Below are 24,822 nucleotides of genomic sequence, written 5' to 3' on the forward strand. Positions count from 1 at the left end.
AACGGTGGTGTTGAGCGCGGCGGACATCCAGGCGATGGCTCGTGCCCGTCTCGAACAGCACAAGGTCGCGCTCCTCGTCGGTCGGGACCAGGCCGAACGGAGCCGGGCCCCGTTCAGCCAATCGGGCCGGTGCGTGACGCGCACGTAGTATCCGGAGCCTGATGGCGGAGCCCGTGCCAGCGATGTACCGCGTCGCCATGGGTGCAACCACGCCTGCGGTGAAGTGGTGGGGGCGTCTGCAGGTCGCCGGGCTCGAGCACCTGCCCGAGGAGGGGCCGGTGATCCTGGCCGGCAACCACGATTCGTGGTGGGACTCGGTGGCGGTCGGCATCGCCGGCCTGCCGCGGCGCCAGGTCAAGGCCCTGGCGAAGGCGTCGCTGTGGGAGCGGCCCGGGCTCGGCCGCGTCCTCGACGGGATGGGACAGATCCCGATCAACCGCGGTGCCGGTGACGCGCATGCTCTGGAGCGGGCGATCCAGGAGCTGCGCCTCGGGGCGTGCATCGGGGTGTTTCCCGAGGGCACCCGGGCGCGCGGGCGGGAGCTCCGGGCCCGCACGGGGCTGGGACGGCTTGCCGCTGCCGTCCCTGAGACTGAGATCCGGTGCTGCGCGGTGACCGGGACCTCGGACATCTCCCGCTTCCCGTACCGGCCGCTCGTCACGGTCCGGTTCTTCGTGCCGCGCGGGGGAGGCCTGCTGCGAGGCGAGGCGCCGGGGGAGCTTGCCAAGCGCCTCCTCGACGAGATCCGGGAGCAGGCGCCCGTCGTCAGGTCGGTGCCGCGCAGACTCGACCGGCGGTAAGGACTGTCGGAGTCGTGTCGGACTCGGCCACGCTGGCGGTGCGACTGGTGAAGTGACCTAGGAGTCGCTGGTCTCCGGCGGGTGCTCGGGCGGCATCGCGGCCAGCATGCTGGAGACGAGCGCGACCGGGGCCCAGCGCTCGCGACCGCGACGGGTGACGGCGAACGCGCGGAGCGTCGCACCCGGGTCGCGAAGGCCGATGAGGTGCAGCCCGGGATGCGGTGGGTGGTCGGCGGGCAGCAGGCCGACGCCGAGGCCGGCCAGGATGAGCTCCTGGACGAGCTCGAGGCCGTCGGCGCGGTGGGCGATCGTCGGCGCGAAGCCGGCGATCGAGGCGATCGTCCGGACGGCCTGCTCGTCAGCGGTGTTGCGGGAGTTGACGATCCAGTCGTGGCCGGCGTAGCGCCGGGCAACGTCCGGGGACGCCGACGCGGCCGGCTGCGGCGGGGCTCCGTCCGGGCCGGCCGGCACGGCAAGCGCCCACGGCGCGGTCCACAGCGGCGTCGGGACCAGCGCGTCGTCGAACGTGTGCGGGGCGAGGTCGTAGTCGTAGACCAGCGCAAGGTCGACCTCGTCCGCGGCCAGCAGCGCGAACGCCTCGGGGGGCTCGTGCTCGTGGATGCGGAAGTGCACCGCCGGGTGCTCGACGGCGATCTGCCGGGCGATCGGCACGAGCATGCGCCGGATCGCGGTCGCGAACCCGGCGACGCGGACGGTCCCGGCCGGGGCCGCGCCCGGGTCGAGGTCGACGCGCGCCGCCTCGACCGCGGCCAGGATCACGGCCGCGTGGTCGGCGAGGCGCCGGCCGGCAGGGGTGAGGCGGACCCGTCGCCCGTCCGGCTCGAGCAAGGGGGTGCCGGCCTCGCGTGCAAGGGTCGCCAGCTGCTGCGAGACGGTCGACGTCGTGTAGCCGAGCTCGTCGCCGACGGCGCGCATCGAGCCGTGACGCGACAGCTCGAGCAGGAGCCGCAGGCGGTGAAGGTCCATCGCACCATTGTCCGGCAGGACCGAACGGTACGTCAACGAATCCGGCGTGGACGCTGACGATCATCGGCGCTGTAGTGCTCCAGGTGCACAAGCTCACATCGACGCGCGCCGGGGCCGGGATGGCGGTCGTCTCGATGCTCTGCGTGCAGGTCGGGATCGCCGCGTCGGTCGGCCTCTTCGATCAGCTGGGGCCTGCGGGGGTTGCGTCGCTCCGCCTGGTCTGGGCCGGGGTGCTGCTGCTGGTCATCGTCCGCCCGCGGGTGCGGACCTTCTCACGGGTGGCGCTGAAGACCGCCGGACTGCTCGGCCTGGTCACCGCCGGCGTGACGCTGTCGTTCATGGCCGCCGTCGACCACCTGCCGCTCGGGACCGCCGTCGCGCTCGAGTTCCTCGGTCCGCTGGGGGTCGCGGTGGTCACCGGGCACGGAGCGAGCGCGCGGTGGCCGGCGGTCGCCGCGGCAGGCGTCCTCCTGCTGACCGAGCCGTGGAGCGGAGCGGTCAGCGCGATCGGGGTCGGCTTCGCGCTCACCGCCGCATGCAGCTGGGCTGCGTACATCGTCCTCACCCAACGGGTCGGCGACGAGCTCGCCGGCATCACCGGCCTGGCCGTCAGCATGCCGGTCGCCGCGCTCGCGTCGCTGCTCGTCGCCGGACCGCCACTCGCCGCCGACCTCACCCCAGGGCTCCTCCTCGCCGGGCTCGGCCTCGCCCTCCTGCTGCCGGTGATCCCGTTCGCGCTCGAGATGCTCGCCCTCCGGCGCCTCACCACCGCGGCCTTCGGGACGCTCATGTGCCTCGAGCCCGCGTTCGCCGTCCTCGTCGGCCTGCTGTTCCTCGGGCAGGTGCCCGGCGCGCTCGCGGCCGCCGGCGTGCTGCTGGTGATGATCGCGGGGGCCGGGGCCGAACGCGCCGGCGCCCGCTCGGACAGGCCGTGAGCGTCGTCGCGCCCAGTCAGAAGCGACGAGGCGTCGCGTTTCGGCGGGCCGGGTACCGCCGCCGCAGAAGCCCACCGTCCCTGTCAGACGAAAGACCTCCGCCATGCCGTCAGCAGTTCGTAGAGGGGCCGCGCTCGCTGCTCTGGTGTCCGTCGTGGCAGTCGCGGCACCGGCCGCCGCAAGCGGCGCGCAGGCGTCGGTGCAGGCCCGCGTCGCCAAGTGCCCGAAGCTGCCGGCCGGGGTGAAGGAGGGCAAGGACGTGCGGTGCTACGCGGTGCGCCAGCCGCTGCGCCACGGCCGCCGACCGGACGACCAGCGGAAGGTCACCATCGGCGTCACGCGCGCCGTGGCGCTGAGGCACACCAGCGCCCCGCCGCTGATCTTCCTGTCCGGCGGCCCGGGCGAGCCGAACGCGCAGAACGTCCTGGCGGCTGTGAAGCCCAAGCAGCCGAACGCGCTGTCCAGCCTGCGCCGCACGCGGGACATCTATTTCATCGAGCAGCGCGGGGTCGGCCTGTCGAGGCCCGAGCTCAGCTGCGAGAAGGAGATGAAGGCCGCAACGTCGATCCCGGGCACCGATGCGGAGATCAGCGCCTTGGTGATCGCGACCTACGAGGCCTGCGCCGGCCGCCTCAAGCGCCAGGGCATCGACCTGGGCGGGTTCACCACCGCCCAGATCGCGCAGGACCTCGACAGCGTGCGCCGCGCGCTGCACATCGGACGGGCCGACGTGCAGGCGACGTCGTACGGCACGAAGGTCGCGCTCGCGGCCGCGCAGCGCAACCCGAAGTGGATCCGGCGGATGTTGCTGGTGTCGACGATCGACCCGCGCGCGAACTTCGCCCTCGACGCGCCGGGGAACCTCGTCCGTGCCGTCAACACCCTCAACGCCACCTGCAACCTCACCAGCTGCCGCACGCGCTACGGCAACCTGCGGGAGAAGCTCGACGCCGGCATCGAGTCCCTCGCCCAGGCTCCGCTCACCAGTCCGGCCGCACCCGGACAGGTCCTGACGGCGGGTCTCGCGATCACGAAGGTGTTCAGCGCCTTCTACACCAAGCAGGGCATCGATCAGCTTCCGTCGCTCATCAGCGCGATCGCCCGTCGCGATCCCAAGCTGCTCAAGGCCGGCGACGCGGGCGCCACCGCCGGCCTGGTGACCGGCCAGGAGTACTCGGTGCTCTGCGGCGAGGAGCTCTCCCACCTGACCGCGGCGCGGATCGCCCGCGCCAGCGCGTCGCTGCCCAGCTACGCCCGGACCTTCGCCGGGACCCAGACCACGCTCGGGCTGCCGGCTGTCTCCATCTGCAAGGCGTTCGATCGCAAGCCCCAGGTCGCGCGCCCGACCGGGCTCAGCAACGTGCGCATGCCGGTGTTGCTGGTGTCCGGCTCGCTGGACCAGGTGACGCCGCCGAGCTACGCCGCGGCCGTGCGCAAGCGGCTGCCGCGCGCCACCAGCATCACGCTGCCGGCCGGGCACTCGGCGGTCAACAACGTCGGGCCGTGCGGCCAGAAGCTCGTCGTCGCGTTCTTCGACGTCAAGCGCCTGCCGCAGTGCCCGAAGCAGCGCCGGAACTGATCAGGCGAGCGGGCGCGCAAAGACCCGGGTGGGAACCCTGATGTGAGGAGGGGTGCGCTGCGACAGCATGCGGCCCATGCGACGCCTCCTGCTGCTCCTCGCCCTGTCCCCGCTCGTCCTGCTCGTCGGTTGCGGCGACAGCAACTCGGACTCCACCGGGGGCACGTCCGCCACCACGGCCGTGACGACGACGATCGCCGCCGCCCCCGATACCGACGCGGCCGCCGCCTGGTCCGGGAGCTGGCGGTCGTCGTTTGGGGCGATGGAGCTGTCCGCGGGAGCCGACGGCAGGGTCACCGGGACCTACGCGTACTGCGGCGGCACCGTCACCGGCACCGTGTCGGGGACGGTCTTCACCGGCACCTGGGCCGAGGACCCGTCCTCCGGAAGCTGTCAGAAGCGGGGCGCGACCGCGGACACCTCCGGCGACTTCACCTTCACGATGAACGGCGACGGGACGTCGTTCGAGGGCAGCTGGACCTACGCCGACGGCCGGAAGAACAGCGGCGGCGACCGCTGGACGGGCACCCGCGGCTGAGGCCCCAGCCTGCACTCGGCGAACGCCGGCGCGGGAGCCGCGGCCGCCGACCGGATCGGTGCGTCGTCCCCGCGTCGGTGCTTCCGAATGGACACCCCGACGTCCGCTAGATTAGTGTCCAGGTCGAATCTAGAGACACTGATGTCTGCTCCCGCCCAACACGCCCAACCGGGCTCCCGCACCTACGTCTTGGACAACGCCTCGGAATCCGCCCTGCAGTGCGTCCTGGCCGCACGGCTCGAGATCGCCGCGGCCGTGGGCGGCGACGCCGAGGCACTCGACCGCCTGGAACGGGCGCTGGACGCGGCCGTGCTGGCGCTCCGCGATCTCACGGAGGACGGCGCGGTCTGAAGGCGCGGGCGCGCCCGTGCCGTCGTCAGCCGGCGACGGCCGCCGGCACGCGGACCGGTTCCAGCGCCACGGCGATCCCGTTGAGGATCGCGGTCCCGCTCAGCGGCTCGAGCTCCTGGTCGTCGGCCAGGATGTTCGAGTTGACGCCCGCGTGCGCGGCGGCGACCTGCATCGCCATGCCCGGCAGGTCGTGGCCCCAGCCGTGCGGGATCGAGACGACCCCCGGCATCACGTCGGCCGTCACCTGGACCGGCAGCTCGATGGCGCCGGTCCGGGCGGTGACGCGGGCACTGCCGCCGTCGACGAGCTCCAGGCGGTCGGCGTCGTCCGGGTGCACCCAGACCGTGCAGCGCTCCTTGCCCTTCACCAGCGGCGTGAGGTTGTGCATCCACGAGTTGTTCGACCGCAGGTCGCGGCGCCCGACCAGCCGCAGCGGCCGGTCCGGGTCGGCGCGCTCGACCGTCCACTCCTCGAGCCGGACGTGCAGGCGCTCGACGTCACCCACGAGCAGTGGCGGTGTCAGGTCGATACGGCCGGTCGGCGTCCGGAGCACCTCGGGCAGCCGCGGTTTCAGCGCGCCGAGGTCGATCCCGTGGGGCTCCGCCTCGAGCGCGGCGAGGGACAGCGTCCCCGGTGCGTCGCCCGCACCGAAGCCGTCGCCGTACGGACCGGTGCGGAGCAGCAGGTCGAGCAGCCGCTCGGGGCCGACCCGCGGCGCGAGCGCGGCCAGGATCTCGTCGACGGACCGATCGGCGATGACAGAGCCCGTCGCGCCGATCGCGCGCCGGACCGCCTCGCCCGCGACGAACGCGTCGATCGCCGGAACGCTCGCGTCCGCGCCCTGCCCGGTCACCACCCCGACGAGCCGCAGCAGCGTCTCCCACTCGTGCGGCATCCCCGCCGGCGGATCGAACAGCGGCGGCGAGTAGTTGGCCACGTCGCGGATCGCGAAGCTGTAAAGCGCGACGTCGTAGTGGGGGCGTTCGAGCGGGGAGGGCACCGGCAGGATCACGTCCGCGTGCCGGGTCGTCTCGTTGAGGTAGATGTCGACGCTGACCATGAACTCGAGCTCGTCGAAGGCGGCGGCAAGCCGGCTCGAGTTCGGGGTCGAGACGATCGGGTTGCCGGCCATCGTGATCAGCGCACGGACCCGGCCCTCGCCGGGCGTCTGGATCTCTTCCGCAAGCACGGCGGCCGGGAGCTCGCCGAAGACCTCGGGCAGCCCGCGGACCCGCGAGCTGAACCGCCCGGGGGCGACCCCGCGGCCGCGGCCGGGCTCACCGGTGAGGTTCGGTCCGCCGGTCGCCGGGGTCGTGAACATCGCGCCGCCGGGGCGATCGAGGTTCCCGGTCAGGACGTTGAGCACGTCGACCAGCCACGACGCAGTCGTCCCGAAGGTCGTCGTCGTCGTGCCGATCCGGCCGTAGACGGCGGCGGCCTGAGCAGCCGCGAGCTCGCGCGCCATCCGCTCGATCACGTCCGCCGGGATGCCACAGGCGGCGGCGACCTCGGCCGGGGGGAAGCCCGCCGCCAGCTCGCGCAGCTCGTCGAGGCCGTCGAGCAGGCCGTCGACCTGCGCGCCCGGGGCGACCAGGGACTCGGCGAACAGCACGTGCACCATCGCGAACAGCAGCAGGCTGTCGGTTCCGGGGCGGATGAAGACGTGCTCGTCGGCGACCTGGGCGGTCCGGGTGCGCCGCGGGTCGACGACGACGACCTTGCCGCCGCGCTCCTGGATGGCGCGCAGGCGGCCCCGGACGTTCGGCGCCGTCATCAGCGAGCCGTTGGAGGCGAGGGGGTTCGCGCCCAGGATCAGCAGGTGGTCGGTCCGGTCGAGGTCCGGGATCGGGACGCTGACGGCCGTCCCGAACATCAGCCCGGACGCGAGCTGCTTGGGGTACTGGTCGACCGTCGACGCCGAGGTGATGTTCTTCGTCCCCAGCGCCTTCAGCAGGACCCGGCCGTAGAGCATCTGCGACAGGTTGTGCGCGCTCGGGTTGCCGAGGTAGGCCGCGACGCTGTCCCGCCCGTGCTCGGCCTGGATCGGGGGCAGGCGGCGCTCGATCACCGCGAACGCCTCGTCCCACGTCGCCTCCGCGAACGTCCCGTCGGACTGCTTGACGAGCGGCACCCGCAACCGGTCCGGGTCGTCGTGGAGCGCGGCGAGCGAGCCACCCTTCGGGCAGATGAAGCCCGCCGAGAAGACGTCGTCGGCGTCGCCCTGGATCCGGGTGACGCGGTCGTCCTCCACCGTGACCTCCAGTCCGCACGTGGCTTCGCACAGCGGACAGGTCCTGACGCTCACCGAGTCGGGCATGACGGGAGTCTACGGGGCGCGGGAACGCCTGACCGCGTCTCTATCCTCGATCGCGGTGAGTCCCGATGGTCAGACAGACAGCCGCAGGTCGCGGCTGGCCGCGCAGCGCAAGCAGCTCCCCGACGGTCCGGGCGTCTACCTGTTCCGGGACGAGAAGGGCAAGGTCATCTACGTCGGCAAGGCGATCTCGATCCGCAAGCGGGTCGGGTCGCACTTCTCGAACCCGGTCACCCGGGGCGCCGTCGAGATGACCTCGGTGATCGACAGCGTCGAGTTCGTCCTCGTGTCGTCCGAGACCGAGGCGCTGCTGACCGAGCAGGGGTTCATCAAGCAGTACCGCCCGCGGTTCAACATCCGCCTGCGGGACGACAAGTCCTACCCGTACATCGCGATCTCGATGGACGAGGACTACCCCCGCGTCTACTTCACGCGCGAGCGACACCGCAAGAGCCGGCTCTACTTCGGGCCCTACTCGAACGCGAAGCGGGTGCGGTCCACCCTCGACACGCTCGGCAAGGTCTTCATGATCCGCTCCTGCACCGGCGCCGAGCCGGGCCGTCGCAGCGGGTCGCCCTGCCTGGACTTCCACATCAAGCGCTGCGGCGCGCCGTGCGTCGACTACGTCAGCAAGGCCGAGTACCGCGAGGGGATCGACGGGGTCGTCCGCTTCCTGTCCGGGCGCTACCGCGACATCGAGCGGGAGCTCGAGCAGCGGATGCGCGACGCCTCCGCCGTCCAGGAGTACGAGCAGGCCGCGGTCGAGCACAACCGGCTGCGCGCGGTGCGGTCCCTGCTCGAGCGCCAGCGGGTCGCGAACGAGTCGGTGGGGACGGTCGACTGCGTCGCGATCGCGGTCGAGGGGACGGACGCCAACGCGCAGGTCTTCCAGGTCCGGGACGGGGTGCTGAGCGACCGGCAGTCGTTCTACCTCGAGAACCTGACCGAGTCGCCGATCGGCGAGGTCGCGCGCGAGTTCGTCCTGCAGTACTACGCGGGGGCGATCGCGATCCCGCCGCAGATCGTGGTCCAGGCGGGCTTCGAGGACGCGGTCGCGACGGCGGGCGCGTTGAGCGAGCGGCGCGGGGCCAAGGTCGAGGTCCGGCTGGCGGAGCGGGGGGACAAGCGGCGGCTGCTGGACCTGGCCGAGCGCAACGCTCAGCTCGCGCTCGACCAGGAGAAGCTGAAGAGCGAGCGCAAGCGGCAGCAGCGGGTCGAGGCGCTGGACGGGCTGCAGGAGGCACTCGGGATGGACGTGCTGCCGCTGCGGGTCGAGTGCTTCGACATCTCGAACCTGATGGGGACGCACACCGTCGCGTCGATGGTCGTGTTCGAGGGCGGCGCGCCGAAGAAGTCCGACTACCGGCGGTTCACCATCCGCGGCGGGACCGAGGGCGTGCCGGACGACTTCGCGTCGATGGAGGAGGTGCTGTCGCGCCGCCTGAAGCAGTGGGAGGCGCAGCAGGACCTCAGCCCGCACGACCCGAACCGCAACGAGTCGTTCGCGACGCTGCCGAACGTCGTGGTCATCGACGGCGGTCCGGGTCAGCTCGCTGCCGGCATGCGCGCGCTCGACGGCTGGCAGGAGAAGGGGGTGACGATCATCTCGCTCGCCAAGCGCATCGAGGAGGTCTTCGTCCCGAGCCGGCGGGCCCCGATCGTCCTCGGCCACGAGACCCCCGAGCTCCAGCTGCTGCAACGGGTGCGCGACGAGGCGCACCGGTTCGCCATCAGCCACCACCGCATCCGCCGCGACGGCGCGATGCTGACGTCGGCGCTCGATTCGCTGCCGGGGGTCGGCCCGGCGCGCAAACGGGTCCTGCTGAAGCACTTCGGGTCGCCGGAGGCGGTGCTCTCGGCGACGCGGGACCAGCTGGAGAGCGTGCCGGGGCTGCCGGGCAAGACCGCGCGCGAGGTCTACACGTTCCTGCACCGGACCGGCGACTGACGCCGCGCGGAGCGCCGCGTCGTCGCTGTCTCCGCTCGGTCCGGCGACTGACGCCGCGCGGAGCATTTGAGCATGAAAAGTATTTGGTCGAAATTCTAGGTATCACGGTATGCTCGCGGGTATGTCCCGACGTGGTGTGCCTCCGCTTGTCGCAGTCCGTCGTGCCGGCCTGGTCCTCGCCGCCGCAGTCCTCGCGTCGTTCGCCGCGCCGACGGCGCAGGCGGCGTCGGTCACCGCCTCGAGTGGTGCCACGCCGACGACCGTTGCCTTCGCCGGGGGCCCGGCGGGCGCGGCGAACGTCATCCCGGCGCACCCGGCTTGGGCTTCGCTCGGCGGCTCGTCGTGGATCGGCTACCGGTCCGCGCAGGACGGTCCGGCCGGGCCCTACGTCTACCGGGCGACCCTGACGTTGCCGCCCGGAGCGCAGAACGGCTCGATCGCGATCACGTGGTACGGCGACGACTGCTCCAGCGTCAGCGTCAACGGCGCCGCAAGCGGCCCCTGCGCCGGCAACTTCGCTGCCGGCGGCGTCCAGACCGTTACGCGGCCGGCCATCGTCGGCGCCAACGCGCTGCGCTTCGACGTCACGAACGGCGGCGGCCCGACCGGCCTCCTCTACCGGGCCGTGGCGACCTACGACGCCGACACGGACCTGGACGGGGTCGTCGACCCGGTCGACAACTGCCCCGCCGTCCCCAACGCCGGCCAGGCCAACCTCGACGGCGACGCGTTCGGCGACGCCTGCGACGACGACATCGATGGCGACTTCGTCCTCAACGCGAACGACGCGTTCCCGCTCGACCCGGCGCGCGCCGCGACCGGGACGGCCGGCACCGGCGGCGACCCCGACGGCGACCAGGTGACGGTCGCCAAGGCCGAGGACGCGCTCGCCCTCGAAGCGGGCGAGACGCGCACCGCCACCCTCAGCTGCCCTGCCGGCGGGATCATGTCGGACGCCACGGTTCGCGTCGACGCCGTGGACCAGGGCACCGGTACCCCGGCCTCCGTGCAGGTCCTCGAGCAGCGCTCGACCGCGCCCGGGACGTTCACGTTCACCATCCGCAACACCGCCAGTGGCCGCGCGCAGGTGAAGCTGACCGCCGTCTGCCTCCCGGCCGCGACCTCCGCGGGCACGCCGCTCGTGGTCGGCGCGCCGCTCGCGACACCGCCCACGTCGGTCGGTCCCGGCCCGCAGACCGCTCGCCTGTCGTGCGCGAACGGCCAGATCGCGATCGCGCCTGGCTTCGTCGCGAGCAGCGGCGTCGCCCGCCTGATCGGCGTCGCCTACGTCGCCGACCAGGGCGCGGTGGGGACGCCCGCGCAGCGCTACCGCACCATCGAGCTCACGTGGGTGGGGGACCCTGCCCCGGCAACGGTCGTCGGCAGCGTCCGCTGCCTCAGCGCCACGCTCGGCAGTGGCGCGGGCTCGCGGGCGCTGGCGCTCTCGACGCGCACCGGCGGCATCGACGCCGCGCCCGGGCAGACGGCGTCCGGCCAGGTCGTGTGCGCGGACGATGCGAAGGGCATCGTCGCGACCTATGCGCTGGCCCCCGGACTGCTACTGACCGGCTTCGACCCGCAACCCAAGACCCGGGTCTTCCAGGTCTTCAACCCTACGGGCGGCGGGCTGCACGCCGACCTCGGCCTCCTGTGCCTGGGTGACCGGACCGGTCGCGCCGGCACGACGACGGTGCTCCGCTCGCTGCGGCTGCGCAGCGCCGCGTCGCTGTCGCGGACGGGCCGCGCGGTTCTCGTGACGGCCACGTGCGCGCAGGCCTGCACTGGGCGCATCACGCTGCGCGCCGCGGGCTCGAGCGTCGTGTCCGCCCGCGGCGTCGTCATACGCGCGGCCAAGGGCACGAGCCGCGTCGTCCTCCGGGTCCTGCCGGGCCAGGCGCAGCGGGTGCGGCGTGCACGGACGGCGCAGGTGACGCTCGTCACGACAGCCGGCACCCAGGTCCAGACGGTCACGCTCCGTCGCTGACTGCGGTCGGCGGCCCGCCCGAAGGTCGCTGCGGCCGGTCGGCGCGGTGGCGCGCGGCGCGTCGCTCTCGCTCGACGCGCCGCGGCGACCTCACCGGAGCCCCGCTGCGGACAACATAAGCGTTCTCTTAGGCGTTGTCGACCCGATCGCGGTGCGCACTGCCTGCAGCGCGCACGTCATCATGGGCCGATGGCCCCAGCCGGAGCGGACGAGCCCGTCGCACCCGCCGCCGCGCCCTCGCGGCTGCAGGACCTCGTGGTGATCACGGGATTCAGCGGCGCCGGCAAGTCGACCGCCATGAACGTCTTCGAGGACGCGGGCTACTTCTGCGTCGACAACCTGCCGCCGGAGATGATCCGCGGGCTGGTCGACCTGTTCATGCACGAGGGCTCCAAGGTCGAGCACGCGGCGGTGGTCTCGGACGTCCGGGGCGGCGAGTTCTTCGACGCACTCAGCGCGGTCGTGGACGGGCTGACGACGCTCCAGGTCGCGCACCGGGTCCTCTTCCTGGACGCCGACGAGCAGACGCTGATGAACCGCTACAAGGAGACGCGGCGCCGGCATCCACTGGCGCCGACGTCGTCGATCGCCACGGGAATCGCCGCAGAGCAGGCGGCGCTGGAGCCGCTGAAGGCACGGGCGGACTTCGTCGTGGACACCACGGGCCTGAGCGCCGCGGACCTCCGGCGCCGGATCGCCGCCGAGTACCTGCCGCGCGCCAACGCCGGGCGGCTCGCCGTGACCTTCCAGTCCTTCGGCTTCAAGCACGGCCCGCCGCGGGACGCCGACCTCGCCTTCGACGTCCGCTTCCTGCCGAACCCGTACTACGTGCCCGAGCTGCGACTGCTGACGGGTCGCGACGCGCAGGTCGTCGACTACGTCGCGCGCGACGGCCACCTGTCGGACTTCTACGACCGGCTGATCCCGCTGCTCGACTTCCTGCTGCCCCAGTACCAGGCCGAGGGCAAGTCGCACCTGGTGGTCGCCGTCGGCTGCACCGGCGGCCGGCATCGCTCGGTGGCGGTCAGCGAGCACCTCGCGTCCCGGTACGGCGGGCGGGAGGACCTGGTGGTGGAGGTCACGCACAGGGACGCAGGCAGGGCGAAGCCCTAGTCGGGACGTCCGGGGCGCGCGGGACGATCCCCCGCCTATGTTCGACCACGTCGGCTTCGAGGTCTCTGACCTCGCGCGCTCCGCTGTCTTCTACGACGCCGTCATGCACCGCATCGGCGGGCGGCGCATGCACGAGTCGCCGGCGGCGATCGCCTACGGTCGCACGAGCGCCGCGCTGTGGATCGTCGAGCGCGGCCGGACGCCGTTGCCGGGCTACGGCCACATCGCGCTGACCGCTGCCGGCAAGGCCGCGGTCGACGCTGCGTACCTGGCGGGACTGGAGGCGGGCGGATCGGACGACGGCCCGCCCGGTCCACGGCCCCAGTACGGGCCGCGCTACTACGCCGCTTACCTGTGCGACCCGGACGGGCTCCGCGTGGAGGTCGTCTCGGGGGCGCATTGAGTAGGCTCCGGGGCCACTTCAGAGCGCCCGGGTCGTCTTGCTGCGCGGGGCTCCTGCTCACGATCCCACCCCTCCAGGAAGGTCCGATCACATGTCCGTACGCGTCGGCATCAACGGCTTCGGCCGCATCGGCCGCAACGTCTTCCGCGCCGCCAAGAAGGCCGGCGCCGACATCGAGTTCGTTGCGTTCAACGACCTGACCGACAACGCCACGCTTGCGCACCTCGTCAAGTACGACTCGATCCTCGGGCCGTACCCGGGCACCGTCGAGTCCTCGGACGCCGGCATCGTGATCGACGGCACGGAGATCCGCGTCTTCGAGGAGAAGGACCCGGCGAACATCGACTGGAACAGCGTCGGCGCCGACATCGTCATCGAGTCGACCGGCTTCTTCACCAAGGCGGAGGCGGCCAAGGCCCACCTCGGCGGCTCGGTCCAGAAGGTCATCATCTCGGCGCCCGCGTCGGGCGAGGACATCACGGTCGTCCTCGGCGTGAACTTCGACCAGTACGACAAGGAGAAGCACCACATCATCTCCAACGCGTCGTGCACGACGAACTGCCTCGCGCCGTTCGCCAAGGCGATCAACGACGCGGTCGGCATCGAGCACGGCCTGATGACGACGATCCACGCGTACACCGGCGACCAGCGCCTGCTCGACGCGCCGCACAGCGACCTGCGTCGCGCCCGCTCGGCCGCGACGAACCTGATCCCGGCCTCGACCGGTGCCGCGAAGGCCGTCGGCCTCGTGCTCCCCGAGCTCAACGGCAAGCTGTCCGGCTTCGCGGTGCGCGCCCCCGTCCCGACCGGCTCGGTCGTCGACCTGACCATCCGCACGGCGAAGGACACGACGGTCGAGGAGGTCAACGCCGCGGTCAAGGCCGCCGCCGACGGCCCCATGAACGGGATCCTCGCCTACACGACCGACCCGATCGTCTCCTCGGACATCGTCACCGACCCGCACAGCTCGATCTTCGACTCGCAGCTGACGGTCGCGATGGACGGCCGCATGGTCAAGGTCGTCTCCTGGTACGACAACGAGTGGGGCTACTCGAACCGCGTCGTCGACCTGGTCCAGCAGGTCCTCTGAGGGCCTCACGGCGCGGCGCCGGACAAACGAGTTAGGACGAACGGATGCGGACCCTCGACGACCTGGAGCTGGACGGCGCACGTGTCGTCGTCCGGGTGGACTTCAACGTCCCCCTGGACGGCAGCGACATCACGGACGACACCCGCATCCGGGCGGCGCTCCCGACCCTGGCGGCGCTGAAAGAGCGCGGCGCCGCACAGGTCATCCTGCTGGCGCACCTCGGCCGGCCGAAGGCCCGCGAGCCCGAGTTCTCGCTGGCCCCGGTCGCCGCGCGCCTGGGCGAGCTGCTCGGCCGGGACGTGCCGCTGGCGGACGAGCCGGAGCGCGACGAGCTCGGGGACGGCCCCGTCGTCATGGTCGAGAACGTCCGCTACTTCGCGGGCGAGACGAAGGACGACGCGGACCTGGCCGCCCGCTACGCCGCGCTCGGCGACGTCTTCGTCAACGACGCGTTCGGTGCCGCCCATCGCGCTCACGCGTCGAACCACGGCATCGCGAAGCTGCTCCCGTCCGGGGCCGGGCTGCTGCTGCAGCGCGAGGTGGAGACCCTCACCGGCATCCTCGCGAACCCCGGCCGTCCCCTGGTCGCGATCGTCGGCGGCTCCAAGGTCACCGACAAGATCGGTGTCCTGCAGGCCTTCCTCGAGCGCGCCGACACGGTGCTCATCGGCGGCGCGATGTGCTTCCCGTTCTTCGCCGCGCAGGGCATCGGCGTGGGATCCTCGCTGTGCGAGGAGGCAGGCATCGAGCCGGCCCGCGAGGTCCTCGCGAACGCCAAGCCCGGGCAGCTGCGCCTGCCGACCGACCTCACCCTCGGCCGGTCGTTCGCGGCCGACACGGAGACGCAGCACGTCGACGGCGTCGAGACGCCGGACGGCTGGATGGGACTGGACGTCGGCCCGAAGACCGCGGCGGAGTACGCCGGGATCGTCGAGTCGGCGGGATCGGTCTTCTGGAACGGCCCGATGGGCGCGTTCGAGCTCGCGCCGTTCGAGCCGGGTACCAGGGCGGTGGCCGAGGCCATGGCGCGGACGCAGGCCACCACAGTGGTCGGCGGCGGCGACAGCGCGGCGGCACTGACGCAGTTCGGCCTGGAGTCCCAGGTCACCCATCTCTCCACGGGCGGCGGCGCCTCCCTGGAGCTCATCGAAGGCAAACGCCTTCCCGGAGTCGAGGTCCTCTCATGAGCCGTACCCCTTTCATTGCCGGCAACTGGAAGATGCACAAGACGGTCGAGGAGGCCGAGGAGTTCATCCAGGGTCTCCTGCCGCGCGTCTACGCGGCGGACGCCGTCGACGTGGCGATCTGCGTCCCGTACACCGCGCTCACGGCCATGGTCGACTCCACGCGCGGGTCCCGCGTCGGCGTCTACGCCCAGAACATGCACTACGCGTCGCACGGTGCCTACACCGGCGAGGTCAGCGCGTCGATGCTCACCGAGCTCGAGGTCGGCGGCGTGGTCCTCGGCCACTCCGAGCGCCGCCAGTTCTTCGGCGAGACCGACGAGGCGCTGCAGCAGAAGGTGCCCGCCGCCCTGGAGGCCGGCCTGACGCCGATCCTGTGCTGCGGCGAGACCGAGGACGAGCGCGAGCGCGGCGACACCGAGCGCAAGCTGCGTCATCAGATCCTCGAGGGCCTGGAGAAGGTCCCGAAGGACCGCCTGCACGAGGTCGTCGTCGCGTACGAGCCCATCTGGGCGATCGGCACCGGCCTGACCGCGTCGCCGCAGCAGGCCCAGGATGCGTGCGCGTTCTGCCGTGCCCTCGTCGCGCACTTCTCGAAGGACGCGGCCGAGCAGGTCCGGGTGCTCTACGGCGGCTCGGTCAAGGGCGAGAACGCCAAGGAGCTGCTGGCGCTCGAGGACGTCGACGGCGCCCTCGTCGGCGGCGCGTCCCTGGACCCGGACTCGTTCGGCGACATCGTCGACGCTGCTGCGTAGGCGCACCCCGTAGCACCCGCTCGCCCGTACCACCCGCGCAAGAAACCAGGAGCAACACCATGAGCCATCCGAGCGTCTGCCTCGTCATCCTCGACGGCTGGGGGCTGGCGCCGGATGGTCCGGGGAACGCCGTCTCCCTGGCCCACACGCCGATCTTCGACGAGCTGTGGGACCGGTACCCGCACACGCAGCTCACGGCGTGCGGTCGTGCGGTCGGCCTGCCGGACGGGCAGATGGGCAACTCCGAGGTCGGTCACCTGAACCTCGGCGCGGGCGCGGTCGTCCGGCAGGACCTGACGCGGATCGACGACGCGGTCGCCGACGGCACGCTCGCATCGAACCCCACGCTGCGCGCGGCGTTCGAGGGCTTCGAGCGGGTGCACCTGATGGGGCTCGTCTCCGACGGCGGCGTGCACTCCTCCGATCAGCACCTGAAGGCGCTCATCGAGCTCGGCGGGGAACTCGGCGTGAAGGAGCTGGTCGTGCACGCGTTCACCGACGGCCGCGACACGCTGCCGAAGGCGGGCGCCGGGTTCGTGGGGGAGGTCGACGCGTGGTGCGCTGCGCTGGCCCCGGGGACCGACGCCCGCGTCGGCACCGTCATCGGCCGCTACTACGGGATGGACCGCGACCAGCGCGCCGAGCGGACGGGGATGGCGGTCGATCTGCTCGTGGACGGCACCGGCGCGTACGTCGCGGACGACGGGGCGGACGCGGTCCAGCAGGCCTACGACCGCGACGAGACGGATGAGTTCGTGGCGGCGACGGTGGTCGGCGGCGAGTCGCGGGTGCGGCCGCAGGACTCGGTCCTGGCCTTCAACTTCCGGCCGGACCGCATGCGCCAGATCACCGCAGCGCTCGCGCCCAAGGTGGCGCGGTACACGTCGCTGACCGAGTACGACGAGACCTGGGACTGGCCCGTCGCGTTCGGCCCCGAGCGGCCGGCCGTCACGCTGGCGCAGGTGATTGCGGCCGGCGGCGGCCGACAGGTGCACGCCGCGGAGACCGAGAAGTACCCGCATGTGACCTACTTCTTCAACGGCGGCGAGGAGCAGCCGTACGAGGGGGAGCGCCGTGAGGTCGTCCCGTCGCCGCGGGACGTCGCCACCTACGACCTCAAGCCGGAGATGAGCGCCCGGGGTGCGGCCGACGCGTTCCTGGCCGCCTGGGGGCAGGACTCGCCGCAGTTCGGCGTCATCAACTTCGCGAACGCCGACATGGTGGGGCACACGGGCGTCATCCCGGCGGCGGTCGAGGCGATCGAGACGGTGGACCGCTGTCTGGGGGACATCGTGCTGTCCGTCCAGCGGTCGGGCGGGGTGCTGATCATCACCGCCGACCACGGCAACGCGGACAACATGCTCGAGCCGGACGGGTCGCCGAACACGGCGCACTCGCTGAACCCGGTCCCGCTGATCGTCACCGACGAGGACGTCGCGCCGCTGCGCAGCGGAGGCGTCCTGGCGGACGTCGCGCCGACCGTGCTGGAGCTGCTCGGGATCGCGCAGCCGGCGGAGATGACGGGCGTCTCGCTGCTGGGGTAGGCGGTCCTCGTTAGGCCGCGCTGTGGGCGAGGATCGCCCCCGCGATCTGGTTCCAGTCGCCGGGGTGCAGCTCGTGGCCGCCACCGGCGATCCGCTCGAGGCGGGCGCCGGGCATCTCCGCTGCGAGCGCCTCGCCGTGCTCGATCGGGAACAGCGGGTCCGCGTCGCCGTGCACGACCAGGGCGGGGACGGTCAGCGAAGTCAGCTTCGGCGGCGGCCCGTCGTCGTTCCCGTCCCCGAGCAGCGTGTGGTTGATGAGGCTCGCGGGCCGCACGGCCCGTTCGAGGTCCGCGGTGACCAGGGCCCGGGCCGCCTCGGCGTCGTGCGGGTGCCGCGTGCCGGCGAGCGCGGCGCAGTCGGCGAGGATCGCGTCGCGGATCTGCCCCGTGTCGGACCAGTCCGTCTCGCCGCCCTGCTGCGCCTGCTCGAGGTAGGCGGGGGTGGGGTCCGGGAGCTCGTGCACCGGCGGCCGGGTGATCGAGGTCGTGCTGATGACGGTGAGCGTCGCGACCCGGTCCGGTCCGGTGAGCGCGAGCATCTGCGCGACGATGCCGCCCATCGACATCCCGACGACGTGCGCGCGGTCGATCCCGTGACCGTCGAGGACCGCGGCCGCGTCGGCGACCAGGTCCGCCGCCGAGTAGCTGGGGTGCCCGGGCTCGTCGCCACCCGACAGCCCGGTGTCGCGCTGGTCGTACCGGATGACGTACCGGCCGCCGGCGGCGAGGCGCTCGCAGAGTCCCTCCGGCCACCACAGCATCGACGCCATCTGGCCCATGATCAGCAGCAGCGGCGGATCGCCGGGGGTTCCGAACGCCTCGCTGTGCAGGGGCGTGCCGCTGTTGGGGACGACGGTCGTGACGCGATTCACGCCATGCTTCATGCCCGCAGCCGCGCCGAGTGATAGCTGACACGCGGACGGGTGTGCGTCAGCTATCACTCGGCGCCGCGGGGGGCGGGGGACGGACCGGCGGCGGGCCGTCGACCGACTCCGCCAGCCGCTTGGGCGCCAGCGCGCGGTAGCTCTCGGTCAGCAGCTCGGCGACCTCCGTCCAGTCGGTCCCGTCGCCGAGGATCAGGCCGACGCTGTCCGCCGGCCAGGGCGGGGCGAAGAACGGGTGGCCGATCGCCCGCAGCACCTCGAGCTCCTGACCCGCCGCGCGGAACGTGAGCAGGTCGGCCCGCCCGTCCGTTCCCGCGGCCCGGGCGAACACCGGCGGACGGCCCTCGTCGACCGGGAGGACGTGGGCGAAGGTCCGCGTCCGGATGCGCCAGCGGGTCCCGACCCAGGCCGGCTGCTCGTGGGCCTCGGGCAGGGCGAGGCAGATCGCGCGCAGGCGTGCGACCACGGCGGGCGGGACCTCGGGAGCCGTCTCGGGGGTCACGTCCCCGTGGGCGCGAGCCGCTTGACGTAGCGCCGGCAGGGGACGGTGAACGGCCCGGCCGCGGTCTCCGCCGCGTAGGCCAGCGGCCCGCCGTCCTCCCAGCCGCTGCGCTCGTAGAACCGGCGGGCCCGCGCGTTGCCGGCGACGACCGCGAGCCAGGCGGCGGGATGCTCGGCGCCGATGGTCGCCTCGGCGTGGGCGATGAGCGCGCCGGCGGCGCCGTGGCCGCGGTGGGCAGTCGCGACGTACAGCTGCTCGAGCTCGTCGGCGTGCAGCGTCGCGAACCCGGCGACCTCGCCTTCGACGACCGCGACCGTGGTGGTCGCGAGCCGTGGGGGCACCCTGTCGCGGAACGTGTCGAGGCCGCGGTGGTCGTGGAGCTCCGGGGGGACGTGGCCGGCGTGACCGTCGTGCCAGCCGGCCGACCAGATCAGGGCGATCGCCTCGGCGTCGTCTTCGGTCGCCGGGCGGAGCAGGAGCGGTGCACGGTCGGCAGGCATGGGCGGTGAACACCATATTCCGCCGTCGGCGTCGCGCCGAGCGACAGCGCCCGCCGCGGTGCGGTCTTGTCAGCCGGCTTCGTCCGCGGGCGTGTCGATGTGCCACACGTGCGCGGGTGGCGTGCGGTGGCACATCGAGCAGCGTCATCGGACACGGGTCCGGGGTCCGGGTCAGGCCACCGGTGCCGGCGCGAGGGTCTGCGCCAGCCAGCGCTGCGCCTCCGGGATCACCCGCGGGTCGATGTGGTGCGCGGCCGCGGTCTCGTGGTATTCGACGTCGGCCCCGCCCGCCGTCAGCAGCTCCCTGGCGTCGCGGGCGAACTGCGGGCCCATGATCGGGTCGTTGGTCCCGTGGGCCAGGAAGACCGGCAGGCCAGGACGTGTCCCGAGGTCCGGCGTCCAGCCGTCGACGGTCGGGATGAACCCGCTGAACGCCAGCACCCCCGCCGGCGCCGGCCTTCCGGCGCCAAGCCCGAGGGAGTAGGACATGACCGTGCCCTGCGAGAAGCCGCCGACGACCGTGCGGCTCCAGTCCAGGCCGAGCTCGTCGTCGAGCAGGCTGCCGAGAGCGGCGTAGGACGCGGCGAACGTCCGGGGCTCGGGGAAGCCGACGCGCGGCACGATGTACCAGTGGCGGCCGCCCGGGGGAATGTCCGTCAGCGGCCCGCCGACGGTGACGCCGCGCAGGCGCCCGGCCGGGTCCAGGACGTCGAACAACCCGAAGAGGTCGTTCTCGTCCGCGCCGCGGCCGTGCAGGAGGACGAGGGTCCCGGCGGGGTGCGCGGGGTCCGAGTTCCGCGGCTCGCGGATCCGGTGCACCAGCGCGCTCATGAGGCCACCGGCGCCTGACGCGGGTTGACGATCGGCGTGAGCTGCGCGGCGATGGTCGCCCGGCGGGACTCGTACTGCGGCGGGAGCTTCAGCTCGCTGCCGAGCGTCGCACCCGGCTCGTCGATGTCGAAGCCGATGTCCCGCGAGGCGAGCTCGAACAGGATCCCGCTCGGCTCACGGAAGTAGACCGAGTGGAAGTACTGGCGGTCGATGATACCCGTGGGGTGGGCGCCGCCCGATGCCGCCTCCTTGCGGAACGCGTCGAGCTCGAAGTCGTCGGCGGCGCTCCAGGCGATGTGGTGGATGGTGCCCGCGCCCGGCCGTCCGCGGCCGCCCGCCGGCGCCTCGTAGGTGATCGCGCCCTGCCGGTCGGCGCCTTGGGCCGCCCAGGTCGTGCCGTCGTCGCTCGTCAAGCCCAGGTGGGTGAGGACGTCGGCGCTCGCCTGCGGCCGGGACGCGTACGCGCGGACCCCGTGGAAGCCCTGCAGGGCGTGCTCGGCCGGGATGTCGTCGGCGGCGGCGACGAGCGGCGTGTCGGCGATGTCGCCGGTGACGACGAGCTCGTGCGTGAGGCCCTCAGGATCGTCGAAGCGCAGCGAGCCGTCGTCCGCGAAGCGGGTGGCGACCTCGTTCGCAGCCAGGCGCGCAGCCCAGAACTCGAGCGCGGCGGTCGAGGCGACGCGCCACTGGATCGTGTGCACCATGCCGTCGCCGGCGGTTCCGCCAGCGGCGTTCGGGAACTCGAAGAACGTGAGGATCGAGCCGGGCTTGCCATGCTCGTCGCCGTAGTACAGGTGGTAGACGTCCGGCTGGTCGAAGTTCACCGTCTTCTTGACGAGGCGCAGCCCGAAGACCCGAGCGTAGAAGTCGACGTTCCGGGGTGCGTCGGCCGTGATCGCCGTGATGTGGTGCAGGCCCTCGAGGGTCAGGCTGGTGGGGGTCATGGTCCGCTCCGTTTCGTCGTCGCTGCAAAGTAGTTGCATGCACAACTATACCGGACCGGAGTCCGATTGCAAGCAGTGCACCGGCGCCGGCGCGGGTCTCCGGACGCCGGACGGATAGGCTGCGCGCCATGTCAGGCGACGCGAAGCAGCTCATCGAGACGGCGGCCAAGACCTTCCTGGAGGAGGTGCCGGCGCTGAAGCCGATGAAGGTCGTCGTCGCGTTCGACCTGACGGGCGGGCGGTCGGACCTGCAGCAGTTCCGCCTGCAGCTGCCGGAGCTGACCGTGACCAAGGACATCGGGGCGGACGCGCGGATCCGCGTCGCGATGCGGCGCGAGTTCTTCAACCTGATGGTCGAGCACGGCGCGCGGGTCGCCGACTGGCGCGAGGCGTTCCACGACGGCAAGGCCAAGGCGACGGGCGTCGAGCAGTACCTGAAGCTGATCCTCACCGTGGTCGAGAAGCAGGAGGAGCGCGACCGCCTGCGCCGTCCGAAGCATCCCGGCGGGACGAAGCCCCCGGGTGGCCACTGACGCATGACGGTCCTCGCGGGCACGCCGGCCGCGGCCGGCTTCGCGATGCCCGCGGAGTGGGAGCCGCACGAGCGCACGCTGATGGCGTGGCCGTGCCGGCGCGACATGTGGGGGGCGCAGCTCGCCGGCGCGAAGGAGCAGTACGCCGGCGTGGCGAACGCCGTCGCGGCCTTCGAACCGGTGACGATGGTCTGCGCGACGGCGGCGGACGCGGCCGAGGCGGCAGCGGCCTGCACCGGCGACGTGACCGTGATCGAGCGGCCGATCGACGACTCCTGGCTGCGGGACAGCGGGCCGATCTTCGTCAGGGACGCGTCCGGGCGAAGGGCCGGCGTCCACTTCGGGTTCAACGCCTGGGGCGAGAAGTTCGTCCCCTGGGACCGGGACGCCGCGGTCGGCGGCCTGCTGGTCGAGCACGTCGGCGATCCGCTGTTCCGCGCGCCGCTGATCCTCGAAGGCGGGTCGATCTGCGTCGACGGCGCGGGGCGCCTCGTGACGACCGAGCAGTGCCTGCTGCACCCGTCCCGCAACCCGTCGCTAGGCCCGGACGCGATCACGCAGCACCTGCAGGACTGGCTCGGCGTCGACCGGGTCATCTGGCTGAAGGACGGTCTGGTCGAGGACAAGGACACCGACGGGCACGTCGACCTCGTCGCGGCGTTCACCGGGCCGGGCCGGCTGCTGCTGCAGTCCTGCCTGCCGGGGGACCCGAACCACGCGGCGATGGAGCTGAACGCCGACCGGGCAAGCGGGGCCGGCCTCGACGTGACCCCGTTCCCGCTGCTGGCCCGGCCGACCGTGGCCGGCGAGCAGATCGGCGCGTCCTACCTGAACTTCACGATCGTCAACGGTGCGGTGATCGTCCCGACGGCCGGCGTCGCGACGGACGCCGAGGCCCTCGAGCGCATCGCGGCCGTCTACCCCGACCGCGAGGTCGTGGGTGTCCCGGGCGAGATCATCGCCTGGGGCGGCGGCGGGCCGCACTGCATCACGCAGCAGGTCCCGGCGATCCCCTGAGGCCCGGCGTGCGGTCCAGAGCTCCTCATGGCAGCTCTGGACCGCACGCCGCCCGTGCTCGCCGCCCGCGCCGGGTGGGACATGGGCCCGCTTCCTAGACTGGCGCCGTGCCCACGGACTTCCAGCTGATCGCCGCCACCACGGTCCCGCCGTCCCCGGCGCGCGTCGACGCCCCCCGCCGCACACCCCTGCGCGTCGGCGCCGTCCAGCAGGCGTGGGACCCGGACCCCGCCGCGCACCGTGCGTCGCTGGGCGACGGGGTTGCGCTGGCGGCGCGCGCGGGCGCGACCCTCGTCTGCCTGCAGGAGCTGACGCTGTCGCCGTACTTCGCGATCACGGCGGACGGCCCGTCGGCCGCCGGCGCCGCCCCGGAGGAGCTGCCGGGCGGGGCGACGCACGCGCTGGCGACCGAGCTGGCGGCGGCGCACGGCGTCCACGTCCACGCGTCCCTCTACGAGCGGGCGGACGCGGACGACGGCCTCGGCTTCAACACCGCGATCGTCGTCGCCCCCGACGGCACACTGGTGGCCCGCACCCGCAAGCTCCACATCCCGGTCACCGAGGGCTACTTCGAGGACCGGTACTTCCGCCCCGGACCGGCGGGCGACGAGGCGTTCCCGGTCGTCCCGCTGGCCGGTGCCCGGTTCGGCTTCCCGACGTGCTGGGACCAGTGGTTCCCGGAGCTCGCGCGGGCCTACTCGCTGGCCGGGGCCGAGGTCCTGGTCTACCCGACCGCGATCGGCTCCGAGCCCGGTCACCCCGGGTTCGACACGCAGCCGCTGTGGCAGCACGTGATCGTCGGCAACGGCATCACGTCGGGGACCTTCATGGTCGCGGTCAACCGGATCGGGACCGAGGCGGTCGAGGGCTCGGGCGCGATCACGTTCTACGGCTCCTCGTTCATCTCCGATCCGTACGGACGGGTCCTGGTGCAGGCCCCGCGCGACGCGCCGGCGGTGATCGTCGCCGACCTCGACGTCGACCAGCGCGAGGACTGGCTCACGCTGTTCCCCTTCCTCACGACGCGCCGGCCGGACGCCTACGCGTCGCTGGCGGACGTGTCGGCGACACCCCGCCGCCCGGTCCCGTAGCGGGGTCGTCGCCCGCGCAAGGTGAGACCGATGTGCGACGCCGGAACGGTCCCACGGGGGTCGCGCGAGCTTAGGGTTCTGGCATGCACTCGCGTGGACGCCGGATCGCGGCCCTGACCACCGTCGTGGCCGTCGCGCTGGGCGGCGCGGTCGCCGTGACCGCGGCGGCGGCGCCCAAGTCGAAGGTGCCGAAGGTCCGCACGCGGATCGCGAAGCTCCAGCTGAACGTCGCGGGCTACGTGGAGATGCGGCAGCTGAAGGACACCGCGTCGGACTGCTTCCCCGGCGAGCGCTGGATCCAGACGAACACGTTCAGCTTCGAGACGGGACGCTTCGTGAACGTGTCGGTGAAGAACGTCTCGGTTCCCGGCTATGGCTCGGTGGCCACGTCGACGTTCTCGCCCACGGTGGGCCGCGCGAAGGTCGACAGCGGCATCACCGCGTACAAGGCCACGAACTACTGCAAGGGGACGCCGGCGAAGCTGGACGGCCCGCCGACGTGCTCGTCGAGCAGCGGCAAGATTGCCGTGGCGCTCACCCCGGGAGAGATCCCGGAGGGGGCGGGGGAGGACGACCCTGCCCCGCTCGCCGGGCGGCCGCTGCTGCTGTCCGTGCGGCGAGCCGGCGGCGGGCGGGATGCGCTGGGCTGCCTCGGGGGCGGGCCGGAGTCGCTCAGCGGCCCGAACGCCGACCTGTCGATCGTCACCACGTCGATCGCCCCGGGGGTGTCCGAGGTCCTGCCCGCGAACCTCGATGCGGTGAAGGTCTTCGCGATCCGCGCGCGCCAGACGATGAAGCGGGCGATCGTGATCTCCGGGCCGTGCACCAAGACGACGGTGAAGGTCGTCCCGCCGCCCGGCGCCGCGCCGAACTCCGGCAACCTGAACGCCGACGGCGACTGCTGGATGACGGGCAAGGTCATCGTGACCGTCCGCCCGCGGCCGGCGACGTAGGCCCTACGCGGGCCAGGCCTGCTCCACCGAGCACCACCACGTC

At 72.7% G+C, this 24,822-nt stretch carries 24 protein-coding genes; 17 read left to right on the top strand and 7 right to left on the bottom strand.

The genetic code is table 11. The features are described 5' to 3' along the window. Positions 1–161: 161 nt before the first annotated feature. Positions 162–800, top strand: coding sequence for a lysophospholipid acyltransferase family protein (locus DSM112329_RS08660; RefSeq protein ID WP_354701418.1), 639 nt, complete (start codon positions 162–164; stop codon positions 798–800). A gap of 57 nt (positions 801–857) precedes the next feature. Here DSM112329_RS08660 and DSM112329_RS08665 read toward each other — a convergent pair whose 3' ends face one another. Beyond that, positions 858–1,787: a LysR family transcriptional regulator gene (locus tag DSM112329_RS08665; RefSeq protein WP_354701419.1), complete on the bottom strand. Its 930-nt coding sequence runs from the start codon at positions 1,785–1,787 to the stop codon at positions 858–860. Positions 1,788–1,906: 119 nt separating this feature from the next. On the opposite strand from DSM112329_RS08665, the gene DSM112329_RS08670 reads away from it, so the two are divergent. The 4 genes from DSM112329_RS08670 (at position 1,907) to DSM112329_RS08685 (ending at position 5,190) form a co-directional block, all read left to right on the top strand. Continuing rightward, the gene (locus DSM112329_RS08670) at positions 1,907–2,722 is read left to right on the top strand and encodes an EamA family transporter (protein WP_354702456.1); all 816 of its coding nucleotides are present in this window, start codon (positions 1,907–1,909) and stop codon (positions 2,720–2,722) included. Positions 2,723–2,867: 145 nt separating this feature from the next. After that, the gene (locus DSM112329_RS08675) at positions 2,868–4,301 is read left to right on the top strand and encodes an alpha/beta hydrolase (protein WP_354701420.1); all 1,434 of its coding nucleotides are present in this window, start codon (positions 2,868–2,870) and stop codon (positions 4,299–4,301) included. Between the two features lie 76 nt (positions 4,302–4,377). Further along, a complete protein-coding gene (locus DSM112329_RS08680; protein WP_354701421.1) occupies positions 4,378–4,839 on the top strand; it encodes a hypothetical protein in 462 nt (153 codons plus the stop codon). Between the two features lie 141 nt (positions 4,840–4,980). Continuing rightward, on the top strand, positions 4,981–5,190 hold the full coding sequence (locus DSM112329_RS08685) for a hypothetical protein (protein WP_354701422.1): 210 nt from the start codon (positions 4,981–4,983) through the stop codon (positions 5,188–5,190). A 25-nt stretch (positions 5,191–5,215) separates the two neighbouring features. Here DSM112329_RS08685 and DSM112329_RS08690 read toward each other — a convergent pair whose 3' ends face one another. Continuing rightward, positions 5,216–7,507: a molybdopterin-dependent oxidoreductase gene (locus tag DSM112329_RS08690; RefSeq protein WP_354701423.1), complete on the bottom strand. Its 2,292-nt coding sequence runs from the start codon at positions 7,505–7,507 to the stop codon at positions 5,216–5,218. Between the two features lie 55 nt (positions 7,508–7,562). On the opposite strand from DSM112329_RS08690, the gene uvrC reads away from it, so the two are divergent. The 8 genes from uvrC (at position 7,563) to gpmI (ending at position 17,525) form a co-directional block, all read left to right on the top strand. Then, entirely contained in the window at positions 7,563–9,452 is a 1,890-nt protein-coding gene (gene uvrC / locus DSM112329_RS08695; protein ID WP_354701424.1) for an excinuclease ABC subunit UvrC, read from the top strand. Between the two features lie 121 nt (positions 9,453–9,573). Then, the gene (locus DSM112329_RS08700; protein WP_354701425.1) at positions 9,574–11,436 is read left to right on the top strand and encodes a thrombospondin type 3 repeat-containing protein; all 1,863 of its coding nucleotides are present in this window, start codon (positions 9,574–9,576) and stop codon (positions 11,434–11,436) included. 189 nt (positions 11,437–11,625) lie between these two features. Continuing rightward, the gene (gene rapZ / locus DSM112329_RS08705; protein ID WP_354701426.1) at positions 11,626–12,549 is read left to right on the top strand and encodes an RNase adapter RapZ; all 924 of its coding nucleotides are present in this window, start codon (positions 11,626–11,628) and stop codon (positions 12,547–12,549) included. A 37-nt stretch (positions 12,550–12,586) separates the two neighbouring features. Continuing rightward, positions 12,587–12,952: a VOC family protein gene (locus DSM112329_RS08710; protein WP_354701427.1), complete on the top strand. Its 366-nt coding sequence runs from the start codon at positions 12,587–12,589 to the stop codon at positions 12,950–12,952. Between the two features lie 91 nt (positions 12,953–13,043). Next, positions 13,044–14,042 (top strand): type I glyceraldehyde-3-phosphate dehydrogenase, encoded by a 999-nt coding sequence (gene gap, locus DSM112329_RS08715; protein ID WP_354701428.1) that lies wholly within the window; start codon positions 13,044–13,046, stop codon positions 14,040–14,042. Between the two features lie 44 nt (positions 14,043–14,086). After that, on the top strand, positions 14,087–15,229 hold the full coding sequence (locus tag DSM112329_RS08720) for a phosphoglycerate kinase (protein ID WP_354701429.1): 1,143 nt from the start codon (positions 14,087–14,089) through the stop codon (positions 15,227–15,229). Next, a complete protein-coding gene (tpiA, locus tag DSM112329_RS08725; protein WP_354701430.1) occupies positions 15,226–15,981 on the top strand; it encodes a triose-phosphate isomerase in 756 nt (251 codons plus the stop codon). The genes DSM112329_RS08720 and tpiA overlap by 4 nt, the downstream gene beginning before the upstream one ends. A gap of 59 nt (positions 15,982–16,040) precedes the next feature. Then, positions 16,041–17,525, top strand: a complete 1,485-nt coding sequence (gene gpmI / locus DSM112329_RS08730) for a 2,3-bisphosphoglycerate-independent phosphoglycerate mutase (RefSeq protein WP_354701431.1) — start codon at positions 16,041–16,043, stop codon at positions 17,523–17,525. 10 nt (positions 17,526–17,535) lie between these two features. Here the strand turns inward: gpmI and DSM112329_RS08735 are convergent, their stop codons facing one another. From DSM112329_RS08735 to DSM112329_RS08755, 5 genes are all read right to left on the bottom strand, one after another. Beyond that, positions 17,536–18,396 (bottom strand): alpha/beta hydrolase, encoded by an 861-nt coding sequence (locus tag DSM112329_RS08735; RefSeq protein ID WP_354701432.1) that lies wholly within the window; start codon positions 18,394–18,396, stop codon positions 17,536–17,538. Positions 18,397–18,454: 58 nt separating this feature from the next. Next, complete coding sequence (locus tag DSM112329_RS08740; RefSeq protein WP_354701433.1) at positions 18,455–18,910, bottom strand: MmcQ/YjbR family DNA-binding protein; 456 nt, start codon at positions 18,908–18,910, stop codon at positions 18,455–18,457. Beyond that, a complete protein-coding gene (locus DSM112329_RS08745; RefSeq protein ID WP_354701434.1) occupies positions 18,907–19,410 on the bottom strand; it encodes a GNAT family N-acetyltransferase in 504 nt (167 codons plus the stop codon). Before DSM112329_RS08745 ends, DSM112329_RS08740 begins: the two co-directional genes overlap by 4 nt. Positions 19,411–19,581: 171 nt before the next feature. After that, positions 19,582–20,241: a phospholipase gene (locus DSM112329_RS08750; RefSeq protein ID WP_354701435.1), complete on the bottom strand. Its 660-nt coding sequence runs from the start codon at positions 20,239–20,241 to the stop codon at positions 19,582–19,584. Next, positions 20,238–21,185 carry a VOC family protein gene (locus DSM112329_RS08755; protein ID WP_354701436.1) on the bottom strand — a complete coding sequence of 316 codons (948 nt, stop codon included), beginning with the start codon at positions 21,183–21,185 and terminating at the stop codon, positions 20,238–20,240. The genes DSM112329_RS08750 and DSM112329_RS08755 overlap by 4 nt, the downstream gene beginning before the upstream one ends. A 128-nt stretch (positions 21,186–21,313) precedes the next feature. Between DSM112329_RS08755 and DSM112329_RS08760 the strand changes: the two genes are divergently transcribed. From DSM112329_RS08760 to DSM112329_RS08775, 4 genes are all read left to right on the top strand, one after another. Beyond that, the gene (locus tag DSM112329_RS08760) at positions 21,314–21,718 is read left to right on the top strand and encodes a hypothetical protein (protein ID WP_354701437.1); all 405 of its coding nucleotides are present in this window, start codon (positions 21,314–21,316) and stop codon (positions 21,716–21,718) included. Between the two features lie 3 nt (positions 21,719–21,721). After that, positions 21,722–22,735, top strand: coding sequence for an agmatine deiminase family protein (locus tag DSM112329_RS08765; RefSeq protein WP_354701438.1), 1,014 nt, complete (start codon positions 21,722–21,724; stop codon positions 22,733–22,735). 125 nt (positions 22,736–22,860) lie between these two features. After that, positions 22,861–23,826 carry a nitrilase-related carbon-nitrogen hydrolase gene (locus tag DSM112329_RS08770; protein ID WP_354702457.1) on the top strand — a complete coding sequence of 322 codons (966 nt, stop codon included), beginning with the start codon at positions 22,861–22,863 and terminating at the stop codon, positions 23,824–23,826. Between the two features lie 83 nt (positions 23,827–23,909). Further along, positions 23,910–24,779: a hypothetical protein gene (locus DSM112329_RS08775; protein WP_354701439.1), complete on the top strand. Its 870-nt coding sequence runs from the start codon at positions 23,910–23,912 to the stop codon at positions 24,777–24,779. Positions 24,780–24,822 lie beyond the last annotated feature (43 nt).

The sequence above is a fragment of the Paraconexibacter sp. AEG42_29 genome (assembly GCF_040581415.1).
Taxonomy (GTDB): Bacteria; Actinomycetota; Thermoleophilia; order Solirubrobacterales; family Solirubrobacteraceae; genus Paraconexibacter.

Bases quoted from the DNA above. Each gene is read 5' to 3' on its own strand.
- DSM112329_RS08665 (WP_354701419.1), bottom strand. From the start codon at position 1,787: ATGGACCTTCACCGCCTGCGGCTCCTGCTCGAGCTGTCGCGTCACGGC.
- DSM112329_RS08680 (WP_354701421.1), top strand. From the start codon at position 4,378: ATGCGACGCCTCCTGCTGCTCCTCGCCCTGTCCCCGCTCGTCCTGCTC.
- DSM112329_RS08690 (WP_354701423.1), bottom strand. From the start codon at position 7,507: ATGCCCGACTCGGTGAGCGTCAGGACCTGTCCGCTGTGCGAAGCCACG.
- gpmI (WP_354701431.1), top strand. From the start codon at position 16,041: ATGAGCCATCCGAGCGTCTGCCTCGTCATCCTCGACGGCTGGGGGCTG.
- DSM112329_RS08660 (WP_354701418.1), top strand. From the start codon at position 162: ATGGCGGAGCCCGTGCCAGCGATGTACCGCGTCGCCATGGGTGCAACC.
- tpiA (WP_354701430.1), top strand. From the start codon at position 15,226: ATGAGCCGTACCCCTTTCATTGCCGGCAACTGGAAGATGCACAAGACG.
- DSM112329_RS08745 (WP_354701434.1), bottom strand. From the start codon at position 19,410: ATGCCTGCCGACCGTGCACCGCTCCTGCTCCGCCCGGCGACCGAAGAC.
- DSM112329_RS08750 (WP_354701435.1), bottom strand. From the start codon at position 20,241: ATGAGCGCGCTGGTGCACCGGATCCGCGAGCCGCGGAACTCGGACCCC.
- DSM112329_RS08720 (WP_354701429.1), top strand. From the start codon at position 14,087: ATGCGGACCCTCGACGACCTGGAGCTGGACGGCGCACGTGTCGTCGTC.
- DSM112329_RS08760 (WP_354701437.1), top strand. From the start codon at position 21,314: ATGTCAGGCGACGCGAAGCAGCTCATCGAGACGGCGGCCAAGACCTTC.
- DSM112329_RS08670 (WP_354702456.1), top strand. From the start codon at position 1,907: ATGGCGGTCGTCTCGATGCTCTGCGTGCAGGTCGGGATCGCCGCGTCG.
- DSM112329_RS08755 (WP_354701436.1), bottom strand. From the start codon at position 21,185: ATGACCCCCACCAGCCTGACCCTCGAGGGCCTGCACCACATCACGGCG.
- DSM112329_RS08685 (WP_354701422.1), top strand. From the start codon at position 4,981: ATGTCTGCTCCCGCCCAACACGCCCAACCGGGCTCCCGCACCTACGTC.
- DSM112329_RS08765 (WP_354701438.1), top strand. From the start codon at position 21,722: ATGACGGTCCTCGCGGGCACGCCGGCCGCGGCCGGCTTCGCGATGCCC.
- rapZ (WP_354701426.1), top strand. From the start codon at position 11,626: ATGGCCCCAGCCGGAGCGGACGAGCCCGTCGCACCCGCCGCCGCGCCC.
- DSM112329_RS08710 (WP_354701427.1), top strand. From the start codon at position 12,587: ATGTTCGACCACGTCGGCTTCGAGGTCTCTGACCTCGCGCGCTCCGCT.
- DSM112329_RS08700 (WP_354701425.1), top strand. From the start codon at position 9,574: ATGTCCCGACGTGGTGTGCCTCCGCTTGTCGCAGTCCGTCGTGCCGGC.
- gap (WP_354701428.1), top strand. From the start codon at position 13,044: ATGTCCGTACGCGTCGGCATCAACGGCTTCGGCCGCATCGGCCGCAAC.
- DSM112329_RS08775 (WP_354701439.1), top strand. From the start codon at position 23,910: ATGCACTCGCGTGGACGCCGGATCGCGGCCCTGACCACCGTCGTGGCC.